Origin of the sequence: Paraburkholderia unamae (assembly GCF_003268775.1) — a bacterium.
Classification (GTDB): Bacteria; Pseudomonadota; Gammaproteobacteria; order Burkholderiales; family Burkholderiaceae; genus Paraburkholderia; species Paraburkholderia unamae.
Genome location: NZ_QLSU01000030.1, coordinates 38,558 through 55,420, shown reverse-complemented (window position 1 = coordinate 55,420; position 16,863 = coordinate 38,558). Strand labels below are relative to the sequence as shown.

At 66.9% G+C, this 16,863-nt stretch carries 13 protein-coding genes; 7 read left to right on the top strand and 6 right to left on the bottom strand.

Translation table 11 applies throughout. The features are described from left to right. Positions 1-70 precede the first annotated feature (70 nt). Positions 71-2,785 carry an alpha-ketoglutarate dehydrogenase gene (mdeB, locus tag C7401_RS34775; protein WP_112176527.1) on the top strand — a complete coding sequence of 905 codons (2,715 nt, stop codon included), beginning with the start codon at positions 71-73 and terminating at the stop codon, positions 2,783-2,785. Positions 2,786-2,972: 187 nt separating this feature from the next. Next, positions 2,973-3,830, top strand: coding sequence for a VOC family protein (locus C7401_RS34770; RefSeq protein ID WP_112176526.1), 858 nt, complete (start codon positions 2,973-2,975; stop codon positions 3,828-3,830). 57 nt (positions 3,831-3,887) lie between these two features. On the opposite strand, the gene C7401_RS34765 is transcribed toward C7401_RS34770, so the two are convergent. From C7401_RS34765 to C7401_RS34750, 4 genes are read right to left on the bottom strand one after another with little or no spacing between them, the layout of a single operon-like run. After that, positions 3,888-4,685 (bottom strand): ABC transporter ATP-binding protein, encoded by a 798-nt coding sequence (locus C7401_RS34765; RefSeq protein ID WP_258397346.1) that lies wholly within the window; start codon positions 4,683-4,685, stop codon positions 3,888-3,890. Further along, positions 4,682-5,548: an ABC transporter ATP-binding protein gene (locus tag C7401_RS34760; RefSeq protein ID WP_112176524.1), complete on the bottom strand. Its 867-nt coding sequence runs from the start codon at positions 5,546-5,548 to the stop codon at positions 4,682-4,684. Before C7401_RS34760 ends, C7401_RS34765 begins: the two co-directional genes overlap by 4 nt. A gap of 12 nt (positions 5,549-5,560) precedes the next feature. Beyond that, entirely contained in the window at positions 5,561-7,384 is a 1,824-nt protein-coding gene (locus tag C7401_RS34755; protein ID WP_112176522.1) for an ABC transporter permease, read from the bottom strand. A 42-nt stretch (positions 7,385-7,426) separates the two neighbouring features. Further along, positions 7,427-8,605: an ABC transporter substrate-binding protein gene (locus tag C7401_RS34750; RefSeq protein WP_112176520.1), complete on the bottom strand. Its 1,179-nt coding sequence runs from the start codon at positions 8,603-8,605 to the stop codon at positions 7,427-7,429. Between the two features lie 330 nt (positions 8,606-8,935). On the opposite strand from C7401_RS34750, the gene C7401_RS34745 reads away from it, so the two are divergent. From C7401_RS34745 to C7401_RS34725, 5 genes are all read left to right on the top strand, one after another. Next, positions 8,936-9,910, top strand: coding sequence for a LysR family transcriptional regulator (locus C7401_RS34745; RefSeq protein ID WP_112176518.1), 975 nt, complete (start codon positions 8,936-8,938; stop codon positions 9,908-9,910). After that, the gene (locus C7401_RS34740) at positions 9,907-11,403 is read left to right on the top strand and encodes an NAD(P)-binding domain-containing protein (RefSeq protein ID WP_112176516.1); all 1,497 of its coding nucleotides are present in this window, start codon (positions 9,907-9,909) and stop codon (positions 11,401-11,403) included. Before C7401_RS34745 ends, C7401_RS34740 begins: the two co-directional genes overlap by 4 nt. Positions 11,404-11,416: 13 nt before the next feature. Then, positions 11,417-11,980 carry a CMD domain protein gene (locus C7401_RS34735; RefSeq protein ID WP_112176514.1) on the top strand — a complete coding sequence of 188 codons (564 nt, stop codon included), beginning with the start codon at positions 11,417-11,419 and terminating at the stop codon, positions 11,978-11,980. Next, entirely contained in the window at positions 11,977-12,552 is a 576-nt protein-coding gene (locus tag C7401_RS34730; protein ID WP_112176512.1) for a peroxidase-related enzyme, read from the top strand. Before C7401_RS34735 ends, C7401_RS34730 begins: the two co-directional genes overlap by 4 nt. Before the next feature lie 140 nt (positions 12,553-12,692). Then, complete coding sequence (locus C7401_RS34725; protein WP_112176510.1) at positions 12,693-13,892, top strand: ABC transporter substrate-binding protein; 1,200 nt, start codon at positions 12,693-12,695, stop codon at positions 13,890-13,892. 37 nt (positions 13,893-13,929) lie between these two features. On the opposite strand, the gene C7401_RS34720 is transcribed toward C7401_RS34725, so the two are convergent. Both C7401_RS34720 and C7401_RS34715 read right to left on the bottom strand, forming a co-directional pair. Next, entirely contained in the window at positions 13,930-15,888 is a 1,959-nt protein-coding gene (locus C7401_RS34720; protein WP_258397345.1) for a family 2A encapsulin nanocompartment cargo protein cysteine desulfurase, read from the bottom strand. Further along, on the bottom strand, positions 15,863-16,795 hold the full coding sequence (locus C7401_RS34715) for a family 2A encapsulin nanocompartment shell protein (protein ID WP_110382762.1): 933 nt from the start codon (positions 16,793-16,795) through the stop codon (positions 15,863-15,865). The genes C7401_RS34720 and C7401_RS34715 overlap by 26 nt, the downstream gene beginning before the upstream one ends. Between the last annotated feature and the right edge of the window lie 68 nt (positions 16,796-16,863).

Sequence of the window (16,863 nt, the reverse complement as noted above, 5' to 3'; positions counted from 1 at the left end):
CGGCGCGTAAGCTGGCACGACGATCCCAAGCAAGTTCAGACACCCGTTTTCCCCCATCCGGAGTTGTGTCATGACCGATTTATCGAGCGGCGGTGCGTCGCTGCTGGCCCTTACCCAAAGCAAGGAAGACGGTGATCCGCACGAGACCGCCGAGTGGCTCGATGCCCTGGACGGCGTCATCCAGCACGTGGGCCTCGACCGGGCGCAGTACCTGTTCGACCGCCTTGCCACCCATGCGCTGTCGCGCGGCGTCGCGACGGCCCGCGCAAGCAAGACGCCCTATGTGAACACGATCCCGGTCGAACAACAGGGCCCGTACCCGGGCGACGTGGAGACGGAAGAACGGCTTGCGGCGGCGTTGCGCTGGAACGCCCTGGCCATGGTGGTTCGCGCGAACCGGGCCTATGGCGAACTCGGCGGACACGTCGCCAGTTACGCGTCGGCGGCCGACCTGTTCGAAGTCGGCTTCAATCACTTCTTTCGCGGTGCGACCGCCGCGGGCGGAGGCGACCTGGTGTACTTCCAGCCGCATTCGTCGCCGGGTGTCTACGCGCGGGCGTATCTCGAAGGCTTTCTCGACGAAACCCATCTCGAACACTACCGCCGGGAGATCGCGGGGCCGGGCCTGTGTTCGTATCCGCACCCGTGGCTGATGCCGGACTTCTGGCAGTTCCCCACGGGTTCGATGGGGATCGGGCCGATCAATGCCATCTACCAGGCGCGTTTCATGCGCTATCTCCAGAATCGCGGCCTCTCGACCACCGATGAGCGCAGAGTCTGGGGATTTTTCGGCGACGGCGAGATGGACGAGCCCGAATCGATCGGCGCGTTGTCGCTCGCCGCGCGCGAGGGTCTCGACAACCTGGTCTTCGTGATCAACTGCAATCTCCAGCGGCTCGACGGCCCGGTGCGCAGCAACGGCCGCATCATCGACGAACTCGAAGCGCAATTCACGGGTGCGGGCTGGAACGTCATCAAGGTGCTCTGGGGTTCGGACTGGGACGCCCTGTTCGCGCGCGATCGCACCGGCGCGTTGCTGCGCGCCTTTTCCAATACTGTGGACGGCCAGTTCCAGACCTTCTCCGCGAACGACGGCCAGTACAACCGCGAACGATTCTTCAACCAGAACCCCGAGCTTGCGGCACTGGCGGCCCATTTGAGCAACGACGACATCGACCGCCTGCGCCGTGGCGGCCACGACGTTCGCAAGCTCCACGCCGCGTATCACAAGGCGACCGGCCACCGCGGCCAGCCGACCGTCATCCTCGCCAAGACCATGAAGGGTTTCGGCATGGGCCCGATCGGCCAGGGGCGGATGACGACGCACCAGCAGAAAAAGCTCGACGTCGAGCAACTCAAGGCGTTCCGGGACAGGTTCCGCTTGCCCTTGTCGGATGATGACGTCGAGCAATTGCGCTTCTACAAGCCCGCCGCCACGAGTGCGGAGATGAAGTACCTCCACGATCGCCGGGCGGCGCTCGGCGGCTACCTGCCCCGGCGGCGACAGGCCGCGTCGTCGGTTCCGACGGTGCCCGAACTCGCTTCCTGGGCGCAGTTCTCGCTCGATGCCAACGGCCGCGAAATGTCCACGACCATGGCGGTCGTGCGCATGCTGGGCAGTCTCCTGAAGGACCCGACGCTCGGGCCGCGCATCGTCCCGATCGTCGCAGACGAGGCGCGCACTTTCGGCATGGCCAACCTGTTCCGCCAGGTCGGGATCTATTCGCCACTTGGTCAGTTGTACGAACCGGAGGACCTCGGCACGATGCTGTACTACCGCGAGGACAGCGGCGGCCAGATCCTCGAGGAAGGCATTTCGGAAGCCGGCGCCATCTCGTCGTGGATCGCCGCTGCGACGTCGTACAGCGTTCACGATCTGCCGATGCTGCCCTGCTACATCTACTACTCGATGTTCGGCTTTCAGCGCATCGGCGACCTGATCTGGGCGGCGGCGGACCAGCGCGCGCGCGGTTTTCTGATTGGCGCCACGGCGGGCAAGACGACGCTGGGCGGAGAAGGACTTCAGCATCAGGACGGCACGAGCCATCTCGCCGCCTCGACGGTGCCCAACTGCCGGGCCTACGATCCCGCGTTCGCCTACGAGGTCGCGCTCATTATGGATGAAGGCATGCGGGAGATGGTCGAACGTCAGCGCGACGTGTTTTATTACCTGACCGTCACCAACGAGAACTACGCGCAACCCTCCGCGCCGGCCGCCGATCTCGAAGCGCTGCGCGCGGGGGTGCTCAAAGGCATCTACCCGCTTCACGACGCACAAGGCACCGAAGCAAGCGTTCAGTTACTGGGCTCGGGGGCGATCCTCGGCGAAGTGCTCGCGGCCGCGCAACTGCTCAGGCAGGACTGGGGCATCGAGGCGGCGGTGTGGAGTGTCACGAGCTTCACCGAACTGCATCGCGACGGCGTCGCCGCCGAGCGGAATCGGCGCTTCAGTGCGGCTGAGGTTGGAACGCCGCCCTATGTGACGTCGGTTCTCGAAGGCTCCCGTGGCCCGGTCGTCGCGGCGACGGACTATGTGCGCGCCGTGCCCGAACTGATTCGCGCCTACGTGCCACGGCGCTATGTCACGCTCGGCACCGACGGCTTTGGCCGCAGCGACACGCGCGCGGCCCTGCGCGAGTTCTTCGAGGTCGATCGAATCGCCATTGCGATTGCGGCGCTCGGCGCGCTCGCGGACGAAGGCGCGATCGAGCGCACCGTGCTCAAGGCGGCGATCGAGCGATATGCAAGGGAAAACACGCCGACGGCGCCGACGTGGGAGCGTTGAGCCATCGGGAGGGAGACGGGGCGCAAGGCCCCGCCTTCTGCCAAATCGCGCTGAACAAATCACGATCGCTTGGTTCAAGGCGTGCACAACAGTCAGTACACTTTCGAGCGTCTTTCCCACCCAACGGAATCGCAGCGGGCTTCGTGGCATGCGTTCCGCACCCTGCACACTGGAGGAATACGCTGCAATGAGTCGCATCCCCGCCCCCGTACTCGACCACGTCGTCGTCAACGTCAAGGATCAGCTCGACCAGGCGTCGGACATCTATCGCAAGCTGGGCTTTGCCCTGACCGCGCGCGGTCATCACTCGCTCGGATCGAGCAATCACCTCGCGATCTTCGGCGAAAACTATCTGGAACTGCTCGGCTTCGAGCCAGGCAAGCGCGTGAACCGCCCGGACATTGTCGATGCGCCGCTTGGCCTCTCGGGACTCGTGTTCAAGACCGACGATTCGTTCGCGCTGCATGAGGCGATCACCGCGCGCGGCATTGCGGTCGAGCCGCCCGCCGAATTCTTCCGGCCCGTTCAACTGGAAGGCGGCGCACAGGACGCGCGCTTTCGCACCGTGCGTCTTGGCGCGGAACTCGTGCGCAACGGCCGCACGTTTTTCTGCCATCACTTCACGCCGCAGCTCGTATGGCGCGACGAGGACCGGGAGCATCCGAACGGCGTGACCGACATTGTCGGCTTCGTCGTCGCTTCGCCCACGCCGCAACGGGTCGCCGATCTCTATGAGCGTCTGTTCGGGCCCGGCGTCATCGAGCCGGTCGGCGAGGATCGTTACCGTCTGAAGGCCGGGCGCGCGAGCGTCGAGTTCGTGACGCCGGCGGAGGCCGAGCGCCGTTATGGCGCGGTTGCCGTCACCCAGGATGGGAGCGAGCGTTACGTGGCGCTGGATCTGCGCGTGCGTTCGCTCAGCACGTTGCGGCAACTGTTCGAACGCAACGGCGTTGCCTTCGCCACGACTGCGGACGGCGCGCTGCGCGTGGCCGCCGCCGATGCCGCGGGTGTCGCGCTGCGCTTCGTGGAAGGCGGCGCGGCGTGAGGGAAACGTAATGCCAGGCGGCGCACGAACGCTTTCGCGCGCCGCCTGCTCCTTCGGTTACGACGCCGTTTGCGCCGCGAGCGGGCCGCCCAGGTAGGCGTCGCGAATGCGCTCGTCCGCAAGCAGCGCGGAAGCCTCGCCAGAGAGCACCACGCGCCCCGTTTGCAGCACGTAGCCGCGATGCGCGATCTGCAAGGCGAGACTCGCGTTCTGCTCCACCATGAAGAACGTCACGCCTTGGGCGTTGATCGTGCGGATCAGGTCGAGCACCTTGTCGACGTAAAGCGGCGAGAGCCCCATGGTCGGCTCGTCCATGCACACGAGCTTCGGTCGGCTCATCAGCGCACGCGCCATCGCGAGCATCTGCTGCTCGCCGCCCGAAAGCGTGCCGGCGCGCTGGTTGAGGCGCTCCTTCACACGCGGGAATAAGGTGAGCATACGCTCGTAATCTTCCGCGATGCCTTCGCGGTCGCGCCGCGTGAAGGCACCTATCAGCAGATTCTCGCGCACACTCATGTCGCCGAACAGCCGCCGCGCCTCGGGCACGGAGGCAATGCCGCGGCGCACGATCTGTGCGGTATCGAGCCCGTCGAGCGGTGCGCCGTCGAAACTCACCGTGCCCGCGCGCGCCTTGTGCAGGCCGAGAATCACCTTCATGGTGGTCGATTTGCCGCTTGCGTTGCCGCCGAGCAGGCAGACGATCTCGCCGCGCGGCACCGCCACCGTCACGCCGAAATGAACCTGGCTCTGGCCATAGAACGTGTCGATGCGGTCGAGCTTCAGGAGCGGCGTGGTCATGGTGCGGCGTTCGCGGGTCGGGTCGTTGAAAAGTGGAATGACTTGCGCCTCGCTCATACGGCCACCGCGCGCGAAAGGTCGTCGGCGCCCACATGGCGATGGCCGAGATAGGCTTCGATCACGGCGGGGTCGTGGCGCACCTCGTGCGGCGCGCCCTGTGCGATGACGCGGCCCTCGTCGAGCACAAGCACGCGGTCGGACAGCGTCATCACGAGTTCGAGCTTGTGCTCGATGAGCAGAATGGTCAGCCCTTCTCGCTTGAGTTCGAGCAGCAGCGCGAGCATTTCGGCCGTTTCGGATTCGTTCATGCCGGCGGTCGGTTCGTCGAGCAGCAAGATGCGCGGGCCGAGCATCAGCGCGCGCGCGATCTCCACGCGCCGCCGGTTCGCATAGGAAAGGCTGTGCGCGGGCTGGTCGACACGCGGCGTGAGCCGCTCGCCAAAGCGCTCGATCACCGCGTGCGCTTCGGCGCGCAGCGCGGCCTCGGCGCGCCGCACGGCGGGCGGCTGAAACAACGCGCGCAGCAGTTCCGCCACCGCGCCCGCAACCGGCCAGCCACGGCGCGCGACTTCGAGGCGCGCATGCGCGCCCATCAAGACGTTGTCGAGCACGCTCAGGTTGCCGAACACGCGGCCATGCTGGAACGTGCGCGCAAGGCCGCGCGCGGCAAGCTGCTCGGGCGCGTAGCCCGTGACGTCCTCGCCGTCGAAGCGGATCACGCCTTCGTTGGGCATGTCGGCGCCCGCGAGCAGATTGAAGAGCGTGGACTTGCCCGCGCCGTTCGGACCGATCACGCTCACGCATTCGCCGCGCGCAATCGAAAAGCTCACCCCCGCTACGGCGGTCAGCCCGTCGAAGCGGCGCGTGACGTTACGCACATCGAAGAGGATTTCGGCATTCGCCGTGGCATTCGTGGACATGGTGTTTCCCCTTCAGACCGAACCGAACAAGCCCTGAGGCCTGAACCGCACGAGCAGCAAAAGCACGACGCCGTACACGAGCATGCGATACTCCGCGGCGAAGCGGAACAGCTCGGGCAGGCTGATGAGCGCCGTCGCGCCGATGATTGCGCCCGCAACATTCCCCAGGCCGCCGAGAATCACCATGGTCAGCCCGAGAATCGAGACCTGCGAGTCGAAGGTCTGGTAGTTGATATAGCTGTACAGGTGCGCGGCGATCCCGCCGCCTATGCCCGCCGCGAAGCCGCCCCACGCGAACGCGAGCGCCTTGTAACGGTTCGGTTTGACACCATAGGCGCGCGCGGCCACGTCGTCTTCGCGCACCGCGCGCCACGTGCGGCCCAGATGCGAGTGCAGCAGCCGCAGTTGCAGCAGCGCGAGCACGATCAGCACGGCGAGCGTGAACCAGTAGACCGAGCGCGCGCTGTCGAGCGTCCAGCCGAACAGCGAGAGCGGCGCGATGCCCGACACGCCGATGGGACCGCGTGTGAGACCGTCCCAGTTGAGCACGACGAGCCCCACGATCTCGCCAATGCCGAGCGTCGCGATCGAGACGTAATGGCCGCGCAGGCGGAACGACGGATACACGAGCAGCGTGCCGAGCGCCGCCGTCAGCAGCCCCGCGAGCACGATGGTCAACGCGGGCGACCAGCCGAAATCGGCCGAGAGCAGCGCCGAGGCATAGGCGCCGATCAACAGCAGCGCCGCGTGACCCAGCGAAATCTGCCCCACCGTGCCCGCCACGAGCGTGAGGCTCAGCGCAAGCAGGCCGTAGATCCACGCGTTCGTGAGCGTCTGCAACACGTAGCCGGAAGAGACCGCGAACGGCAGCGCGGCGGCGATCGCGATGAGGACGGCGATCACCGGTTTGGGCACATTGATCGCGCGCCGGTTCGAAACGAAGGTGCCCGTAAGCGGCTCGGGCGGCAGGCGCCGGTTCGCGCTGAACAAACCGTTAGGACGCCACACGAGAAACGCCAGCAGCAGCACGAACGCAAACAGGTCGCGATAGCTCGTGCCAAAGAGCGCCACACCGTAGCTTTCCACGAGCCCGAGAAGCAGGCTGCCCGCAATCGCGCCCGGCACGTTGCCGAGGCCGCCTATGAGCAGCGCCACGACGCCCTTGAGGGTGGCCTGGAAGCCCATCGCCGGGTCGATGCTGTTGTAGTACATGCCGACGAGCAAGCCGCTCAGGCCGCCCAGTCCGCACGCGATCGCGAACACCACGCGGTTCACCGCGTTGACGTCCACGCCCATCTGCTGCGCCGCGTCGCGGTCCTGCGCCGTCGCGCGCACGGCCCAGCCAAGACGGCTAAAACGCAGGAACGCGTAGAGCACGGCGGCCGCGCCGATGCCGATCGCCGCGATCAGCACGTCGAGCGAGCCAAGCGTGGCGCCGCCGATCGAGAGCGTCCAGTTCGGCAGCGGTGACGGCACCGGGCGCGGGTCAGGCCCGAACACGAGTTGCGCGAGCTGGTCGAGCACGAAACTGATGCCGATGGTGGCGAGCAACGGTGCGATGCGCGCCGCGCCTTGCAGCGGCCGCAGCCCGATGCGCTCGATCGCCATGCCGAGCACCGCGCAAGCCGCGATGGTGGCGGCGAGCGCGAGCGGCAACGGCAAGCCGAGCCGCGTGAGACACAGCCAGCCGACGAACGCGCCCACCATGTAGACGGAGCCGTGGGCGAAGTTGATGAGATGCGAGACGCCGAAGATCAGCGCCAGCCCCACAGCCAGCAACGCATAGATGTTGCCGACGATCAGGCCGTTGAGAGTGTAGTCAAGCCATGCGCTCATGGTCGCCAGGTTTCCGTTTGGAGGCCTAAGGAGTCGCCACGCTTATTGCGTACGCAGCGCGCTTGCGCCGTCCCAGCGCGCGAACTTGCCGTCCTTCACGACGAGATCCTGATTCTTCGCGCCCGCCACGCGGCGCGTTTGCGCATCGAAGCGGAAGTGCCCGAAAATCACGCTCGGCACATCGTCGATTTTCGCGAGGCCGTCGTGCACGGCGGCGCGCGTGGCGCCGTAGCGGCGTAGCAGTTCGCCCGAGAGAATCATGGCGTCGTAGGCACGCGCGGCAAACGTGTCGGGGTCGGCGCCGTACTTCGCGCGATAGCGCTGCACGAAGCTCTGCACTTCGGGGCGCGGATCGCCGGGGAAGAAGTTCGACTCGGTATAGACGCCGTTCACGGCGTTGCCGCCGAGTTCGAGAAACTTCGGCGAGTACACCGACCCCACTGCCGCGATGGGCAGCGTGACGCCGGCGGTGCGCGCCTGACGCACGATCTGCGCGCCGTCCGAGTAGTACGAGATCAGCACGATCGAATCGGGGTTCGCGCTGCGCACACGCGTGAGCGTGGCGCGAAAGTCCTTTTCGTCGGGCTGGTAGCCTTCGGCGGCCACGATCTGCGCGCCGTTCGAACGCGCGGCTTTCGCGAAGATGTCCTCGCTCGTGCGGCCCCAGTCGGTGTTCAGATAGAGCACCGCGATCTTCTTGAAGCCCAGGCCGCCCGTGACGTACCGCGCGAGCATCGGCTGCTCCTCGGCCTGGCTGATCGCCGTGCTCCACATATAGTCGCCGCCCTTCGTGAAGTCGGGGTGCGAGTTCGTGAAGCCGAACTGCACGAGGCCCGCGCGCTGATAGATGGGCGAAGCCGCCATCGAAGCGCCGCTGGAGAGGTCGCCCAGTTCAAGCAGGATGCGGCTGTCGCCCGTGAACTTCTGCGCGATCGCCACGGCCTGGCGCGGGTCGCTGCGGCTGTCCTCGAACTCGTATTGCAACGGATGGCCGTGAATGCCGCCGCTACCGTTGATCTGTTCGAGCGCGAGGTCGAAGCCGCGCTTCCACTGCTCGCCGTACTGCGCGTCCTGGCCGGTGAGCGGCCCGCTCACGCCCACCCAATAGGGATCGGCCGCGTGCGCCGCGTAAGGCAACGCCAACGCGCCGAGGCACGCCAGCGTGCGCAACCACTTGAATGGCGCGAACGCGCCGCCCTCTTTGCCTGACCGGTTCGACATGCTTGATTCCCATACGACGGATTGAAGTGCTGCGATCTAATCACGCGCTAAATACGCGAACCAACCAAGTTTCGAGTTAAAGCTATTAAGTGCGATTGTGAAATGCTTATTCGCTTTGCGGGATTGCGCGGGTGCACGCATTGCGCCCAGGTGTCGCAACGCCTTGCCGTACGGCACTTTGCGTGCTTTTCGCGCGGCGTGAACGGCGTGCGGAAAACGCGGCTACGTCTCCATCATTTGTCGAACGTTCATTTGGAAAGCTCGATTTATTATAAGAATCGCGCATACAGGTGGCCCTAGAATGCCCACACCACATGAATGGGACGCCGCATGGAGTTGCATCAACTCGAAGCCTTTTCCGCCGTGATTTCAGCCGGCAGCATCACGGGCGCGGGCCGCTTGCTGGGCCGCTCGCAACCCAGCGTGACGCGCGCGATTCAGGATCTCGAACTCGAACTCGGCTACGCCCTGTTCGATCGCAAGGGGCCGCGCGTGACGCCCACGCAACGCGCCTTCCTGCTTTACGCGGAAGTCGAGCGCTCGCTGGTCGGGCTCGACGCGATTCGCGCGAGCGCGCGGGCCATCGGTCTCGACGAAGCGCGGCCGCTGCGCGTGGCAGCCACGCCTGCGCTCGCGGCGGCACTCGTGCCGCGCGCGCTCGCTCGCAGCGGCCTTGCGATCGACACGCATTTGCGTAGCGCCGCAGCAGAGCAGGTCGTGGACGCGCTGCTCTCGCGCGCCGTCGACATCGGCATAGCCACGCTGCCGCTCGCGCACGGCGATATCGATCTGCATTACGTGATCGAAGCGCCTTGCGTAGCCGTCCTGCGCGAAGACGATCCCCTCGCGCAGGCGGCAACGCTCTCGCTCGCGCAACTCGCCCCGCGCAGCCTCGCGACGGTCGCGAACCGCTATCGCCTGCGGCGCGGCATCGACCGCGCCTTCGAGGCAGCGGGCCAGCGCGCGCACGTCGTGCTCGAAAGCAATGCATCGCTCAACGCGATGATGGCGGCGCAGGCGGGGCTTGCCGTCGCCGTGGTCGATCCCGCCACCGCGTTCGGCACACCGGTCGCGGGCGTGGTGACGCGCGCGCTCGACGTCGACATTCCCTTCTTCTACGGCGTATTCAGCGCGGCGGGCAGACCGCCGCGCGACGATGCGAAGGCGTTCGTGGAAGCCGTGGCGGCCGTCTCGCTCGAACTGCTGCCGGGCGCAACACGCCACGGCGCGCAGCGTCATGACGCGCTGCTCGCCCGCCGCGAGGCGACTGCCTCGCCTCACACCAACGAAGGAGCGACCGTATGAGCGCCACCCTGCACGCCGTCGAGCGTCCAAACGACGCCGATATCACCGCCACCGGTCTTGCCGCGCTCGAAGCCCGCTTGCGCGAAGACCTCGCGTGGCTCGACCTGCCCGCGCCCGCCTGGGTGCCCCCGCGCGAAATCGATGGTCAGCGTGTGCTCGATGTCGCCATTGTCGGCGCGGGCATGGCCGGTCTCGCCATTGCGGCGGAGTTGCGCCTGTTGGGCATCGGCAACGTTCAGGCCTTCGACACCGCGCCTGCCGGACTTGAAGGACCGTGGCTCACGCACGCGCGCATGCTCACCCTGCGCTCGCCCAAGCAACTGGCGGGCCCCGCGCTCCGGTTGCCCGCGCTCACGTTCCGTGCGTGGTACGAGGCGCAGTTCGGGCGCGAGCAGTGGGAAGCGCTCTACAAGATTCCGCGCGACCAATGGATGGCGTATTTGCGCTGGTATCGGAGCGTGCTCGACCTGCCCGTGCGCAACGACACGCGGCTCGCGCTGCTGCACCCGCGCGCGGGCGGGTTGCCCGAACTCGAACTCGCTTCCACGGGCGGCGCGCAGGAGCGCGTGATCGCACGCCATGTGGTACTGGCCACGGGCCGCGAAGGCACCGGCGGCCCTGCGCTGCCCGCGCTAGCCGCGAATCTGCCGGCCCACATGCGTGCGCATTCTTCCGATGCCATCGATTTCGCCGCGTTGCGCGGCAAGCGCGTGGGCGTGGTCGGTGCGGGCGCTTCGGCGTTCGACAATGCCGCGTGCGCGCTGGAAGCGGGTGCGGCGCGCGTGGATCTGTTCATTCGGCGCGCCACGCTGCCCGCGATCAACAAGCTCACCGGCATCGGCAGTCCCGGCCTCGTGCATGGCTTCGCCGATCTCGACGACGACTGGAAATGGCGCTTCCTCCACTACGCGGGCCAGTCGCAAACGCCACCTCCGCGTGACAGCGTGCTGCGCGTGTCCCGCCACCCGAACGCGCTCTTTCATCTGTCGAGTCCGCTCGAAACGCTCACGCTGGAAGGCGAAACGATCATCCTCAGCACGCCGAAAGGTCGCTACGAACTGGACTATGTGATCTTCGCCACGGGCTTCCACACGCACATCGACACGCGCCCCGAGTTCGCAGCCATTGCGCCGCACGTGCGGCGCTGGCGCGAACGCTATTCGCCGCCGGCTTCGCTGCCCGACGACGAACTGGCGAATTCACCCGACCTCGACCGGCGCTTCGCTTTCCAGGAGCGCAAAGCGGGCGCCTGCCCCGCACTCGCGCGCATTCACTGCTTCAACCATGCGGCGAGTCTCTCGCACGGCAAGGTCGCCGGCGACATTCCGGCGATCAGCGACGGCGCGCAGCGGCTCGCGCGCGCCATCGCCTCGATGCTGTTCGACGCGGACCGCGAACGCCACTACGCGGCGCTGGAAGCGTTCGACAAGGCGGAACTGCTCGGCGACGAATGGACCGACGCCGACGCGCCCGCACCCACTCCTTCTTTCTGACTCGCTTACCACCATGTCAACCGAATCGACTGAATCCACCATCGCGCGCGACGACCTCGTCGCCCAACTCGCGGGGCTCGACGCTCACGGCGAGACCGCCGCCTTGCGCGCACACCGCGCCGAGGCCACGCGGCACACGCAAGGCAGCCTCGACGCGTTGCTCGACGCCGAGGCCGAGGATCTCCCGCTTGCCGAACGCCTCGCGGCAGCGGCTTATACCGCCGCATTGACACGCGCCGACGCAACGGCACGCGCTTACCGCGCACGTCTCGCCGCGCTGGGTGCGAGCGGCGTCGAGGCCGCCGCGCTGCTCGACACACTGACGCAATCGACGACAACCGAGCGGAGCGCCGCGTTGAGCGCCCCCTCTTCACGCCTCGCCGCGATCCTCGCCCACGCGCGCGCGGTGACCACCGCACCCGCGCAAACCGCCGAACAGGGGCCCGCCGCCCTCGCGGCACTGCAAAACGCGGGCCTGTCCACGCGCGCCATCGTCGTGCTGTCACAACTGATCGCTTTCGTCGCGTACCAGGTGCGCGTGGTCGCCGCCTTGCGCGCACTGGAGGAACTCGCATGAGCCACACACACGGTTTCACCTCGCAAACGCTCGGATGGTCGGCATGGCTCGACACGGTCGCGCTCGAAGACGCTTCGCCCGAACAACTCGCCGTGCTCGAAGCCAGTCATCCGCAAGCGAAAACCTCTGATTATTACCTGCTGCTCGTACACGAGCCTGCGGTGCTCGCCGCGCGCTCGGGGGCGTTCAACAGCATCATGTATGCCCCCGGCGGGCTCTCGCGCGCGGAGCGCGAACTGGCCAGCACAGTGGTCTCGCGCGTGAACGGCTGCGTTTATTGCGCCTCCGTGCATGCGCAGCGTTTCCAGCAACTGGCCAAACGCGACGACGTGATCGAACAGGTCTTCGCCGATCCGCGCACCGCGGGCACCACGCCGCGCGAACGCGCGATCGTGCGCTATGCGATCGACCTGACGCTCGCGCCCGAGGCAGTCAACGGCGCGTCGCTCCACGCGCTGCGCGAAGCGGGGCTCACGAAAGCCGAGATACTCGATCTCAGCCACGCGATCGCCATCTTCGCGTGGGCCAACCGCCTCATGCTCACGCTCGGAGAGCCCGTGTTTCCCGAATGACGCGGCATGAGGCCACGCGCGAGGCGCATATCGATAGCTGAATCGCTTGGTTGTGCAGACGATGGGTGCGTTGGAGACTCGTTACGGCGTCCCTTTCCATTCATTGCGTCACTCAACTCTTACAAGAAGGAAACACAGCGATGACGACATCATTTCGTGCCGTGCGGCGCAAGCTGCTCGCGCGCCTCGCGGCGGCCCTCGTGCTCGCGCCGGCCGGTGCGGGACTGCTCGCGTTCGGTGCGAATGCGCACGCGGCGGCGGCGACAGGCGAGCCGGTCTGGTTCGGCGTGAGCGGACCGCTCACGGGACCGAACGCGCAGTATGGCGCGCAATGGCAAGCCGGCTTCGATCTCGCGCTCGACCAGATCAACGCGGAGGGCGGCATCAACGGTCATCCGCTGCGCTATGTGTTCGAGGACAGCCAGAGCGACCCGCGCCAGGCCGTGACGATCGCGCAGAAGTTCGTCTCCGATCCGCGCATCCTGATCGAACTCGGCGATTTTTCGAGCCCGGCCTCGATGGCGGCGTCGCCGATCTATCAGCGTGCCGGGCTCGTGCAGCTCGGCTTCACGAATTCGCATCCGGACTTCACCAAAGGCGGCGACTATATCTGGAGCCCGTCGGTCAGCCAGGCCGACGCGCAGCCGCTCCTCGCCGATCTCGCCGTGAAGCAAGGCTACAAACGCGTGGCGGTGCTCTATCAGAACACCGATTGGGGCCGCGCGAGCAAGGACGTGTTCGTGAAGGCGGCCAATGCGCGCGGCGCGCAAGTGGTGGCCGCCGAAGGCTATCAGCCCACCGACAAGGACTTTCGCGCGACGCTCGTGCGCGTGCGCGACACGCACCCCGACGCGCTGGTGCTGATCGCCTATTACGCCGACGGTGCGCAAATCGCGCGGCAAGCAAGGGAGAGTGGCATCGGCCTGCCGGTGGTCGCGGCGAGTTCGGTGTATTCGCCGAAGTTTCTCGAACTGGGGGGCGACGCCGTGAACGGCGTGACGACGAACACGAGCTTCTTCCCCGGCGACCCGCGCCCGGAGGTTCAGCGCTTCGTGCAGGGCTTCAAGGCCAAATACCATCGCGAGCCCGACGCGTTCAACGCCTTCGCTTACGACGCCGTTGTCATCGCCGCCGACGCCTTGCGCACGGGCGGCACGACCCGCCAGGGCGTGCACGACGCCTTGCCGAAGCTGCACGACGTGCCGAGCGTGGTGTTCGGCAAGGCCACCTTCGATCCGCGCACGCGCCGCATCGACGGCGTGAAGAGCATCGACCTCGTGGTGCGCGAGCGTCAATGGACGCTGCTGCCGACGCAGCAGACCGTTGCCGTCAAGCAGTAAGCGCAAGGACGCGGGGCGTCGCCGCCCCGCGTTGGCCTTACTGGCGCGGCGCGAGCCCGCGCACGACCGACACCAGCGCATCGACCTCGTCGCAAGTGTTGTAGAACGCAAGCGAAGGCCGCACGGTCGCTTCCAGGCCGAAGCGCCGCAAGATCGGCTGGGCGCAGTGATGCCCGGCGCGCACGGCGATGCCTTCCCGGCTCAACGCCTGCCCCACCTCCTCGGTCGTGTAGCCCTTCAGCACGAACGAGAGCACGCTCGCCTTGTCGCGCGCCGTACCCACGAGGCGCACGCCCGGCACCGGCGCGAGCACGCTCGTTGCGTACGCAAGCAAATCGTGCTCATAGCGCGCGATATTCTCGATGCCGATGCGGCTCACATAATCGAGCGCGGCGCCCAGCCCCACGGCATCGGCGATATTGCCGGTGCCGGCTTCGAAGCGCGCGGGCGCACCGTGGAACACGGTCTTTTCGAACGTCACGTCCTGGATCATGTTGCCGCCGCCCTGCCATGGCGGCATGGCTTCGAGCACCTCGCGCTTGCCGTACACCACGCCGATGCCGGTCGGGCCGTAGATCTTGTGGCCCGAGAACACGAAGAAGTCGGCGTCGAGCGCCTGCACGTCCACACGCATGTGCGAGATCGACTGCGCGCCGTCAACGAGCGCTTTCGCGCCCGCCCGATGCGCGAGTTCCACGATTTCGCGCACCGGCACCACGGTCCCGAGCGCGTTCGACACCTGCGTGACCGAAACGATCTTCGTGCGGTCGTTCAGCAGCTTGCGATACTCGTCGAGCAGCACCTGGCCCGAGTCGTCGACGGGAATCACGCGCAGCTTCGCGCCCTTGAGCGCGGCGAGTTGCTGCCACGGCACGATGTTCGCGTGATGCTCCAGGTGCGAGACGATGATCTCGTCGCCTTCACCCACGTTCTGCACGCCCCACGTCTTGGCGACCAGATTGATCGCCTCGGTCGTGCCGCGCACGAACACGATTTCCTCGGGCGACGATGCACCGATAAAGCGCTGCACCGTCTTGCGCGCGTGCTCGTAGGCGTCGGTTGCGCGGGCGGCCAGCGCATGCGCGGCGCGGTGGATGTTCGAGTTCTCGTGCGCGTAGAAGTACGCGAGGCGATCGATCACGGCCTGCGGCTTGTGCGTCGTCGCGGCGTTGTCGAACCAGACGAGCGGCTTGCCGTTCACGCGTTCCTGAAGGATCGGGAAATCGCGCCGCACCGCATTGACGTCGAACGGCGGGTGCGCGCCACCGGTTGGCGTGCGCGGCGCGGCGTTTTCCTTCTCATCGAGGAAGTACCGTGCCGAGCCGTCGCGCGTACCGTATTCCGGGCGATTGAGCGTGAGCAGCCCGCGCAGTGCGTCGTCGCCTGGTAGTCCGAATGTCTCGGGGGCGGCGAGGCCATGCGAAGGCACCACGATCTCCTGCGGCTCGCGCGGCCAGCCGTGCCCGCCTGGCGACGTGAAATAGTACGGCGAGCGCTCGCTGGCCGATACCGGAGCTTCGCTTGCAGCATGGCCCTGCGGTACGCCGAGCAACGCACCGCCCACGCGCGGCTCCAGCGCGGGGGCGATCGACACGGCATTGTCCGGCAGGCCATTGGCCGCCGCGGCATGCGGCGCGAGCGCGGGCGCGCGGTTGCCCAGCGCGAGCACGTGCGTGGGCGCGGAAGGCGCGAGGTTCGCGCCCGCCACCTTGCCTTGCGGCGGCGCGAAGCCCGGCACGCCGGTGCCCGTGCCGCCCGGCCCCGCGAGCGGCGAGCCCGCCGGTGCGGGATTGCTGAGCGAGGCGAGGATCGGCGCGGCCGCGGGCAAGGCGGACGGCACGCCGCCCACCGCCCCGCTGCCCGCCGCGACGCCCGGTGCGCCCGCATTGCCCGGCAGCGTGCTGAAGAACTCGTTGGCGAGGCGCGCGAGCGTTGCGGGGTCGGGCAAGCCGCCCGGCAACGGCGTGGGATTAACGGTAGGTGTCAGGGTAGTCATGGTACTTGCCGATCTCCACATCATCGAGAACTGCCAGCGCGTCCGGCGAATGGACCGCGAGCGAGCAATACAGCGAGATCAGATACGACGCGATCGCCTGATTGTTGATCCCCATGAAGCGCACCGAAAGACCCGGCCCCTGCTCGCCCGCCACGCCCGGCTGATAAAGGCCCACCACGCCCTGGCGCTTGTCGCCCACGCGCAGCAGCAGGATCTTGGTCTTGCCGTCGGCAACCGGCACCTTGTCGGACGGGATCAGCGGAATGCCGCGCCACGTGAGGAACTGCGAGCCGAACAGGCTGACCGTGGGCGGCGGCACGCCACGGCGCGTGCATTCGCGGCCAAACGCCGCAATCGCGAGCGGATGCGTGAGGAAAAACGCGGGCTCCTTCCACACCTTCGTGAGCAACTCGTCGAGATCGTCGGGCGTGGGTGCGCCCGTGAGCGGGAAAATGCGCTGATCTTCCTCCACGTTCGCGAGCAGCCCGTAGTCGGGATTGTTGATGAGCTGGCTTTCCTGCAACTCCTTGATCGTCTCGATCGTGAGGCGCAACTGCTCCTTGATCTGGTCGTGCGGGCTGCTGTAGAGGTCGGAGATGCGCGTGTGCACGTCGAGCACCGTGCTCACCGCGTTGAGGAAATACTCGCGCGGCTGTTCTTCGTACGGCACGAAGGTCGTGGGGAGCGTGCCTTCGTCTTCACGCGCCGTGCAGGCCGCGCGCACTGCTTCGGGGTCCTTAACGCGGTTCAGACGATAAATGCCCGCTTCGACCGGCACCCATTGCAGCAGATGCGTCAGCCAGCGCGGCGTGATCGTGGAAAGCTGCGGGACGGTCTTGGTGGCGTTCGCCAGTTGCCGCGCGGCGTTATCGCCAAGCGCGGTCTGGCCGCTCAGAGTCGTGGACATGAATGAGGGCTCCGGTTACTTATGAGAAAAACAGCTTTGCTTATGAAGACAACGGATTATGGGAAGCC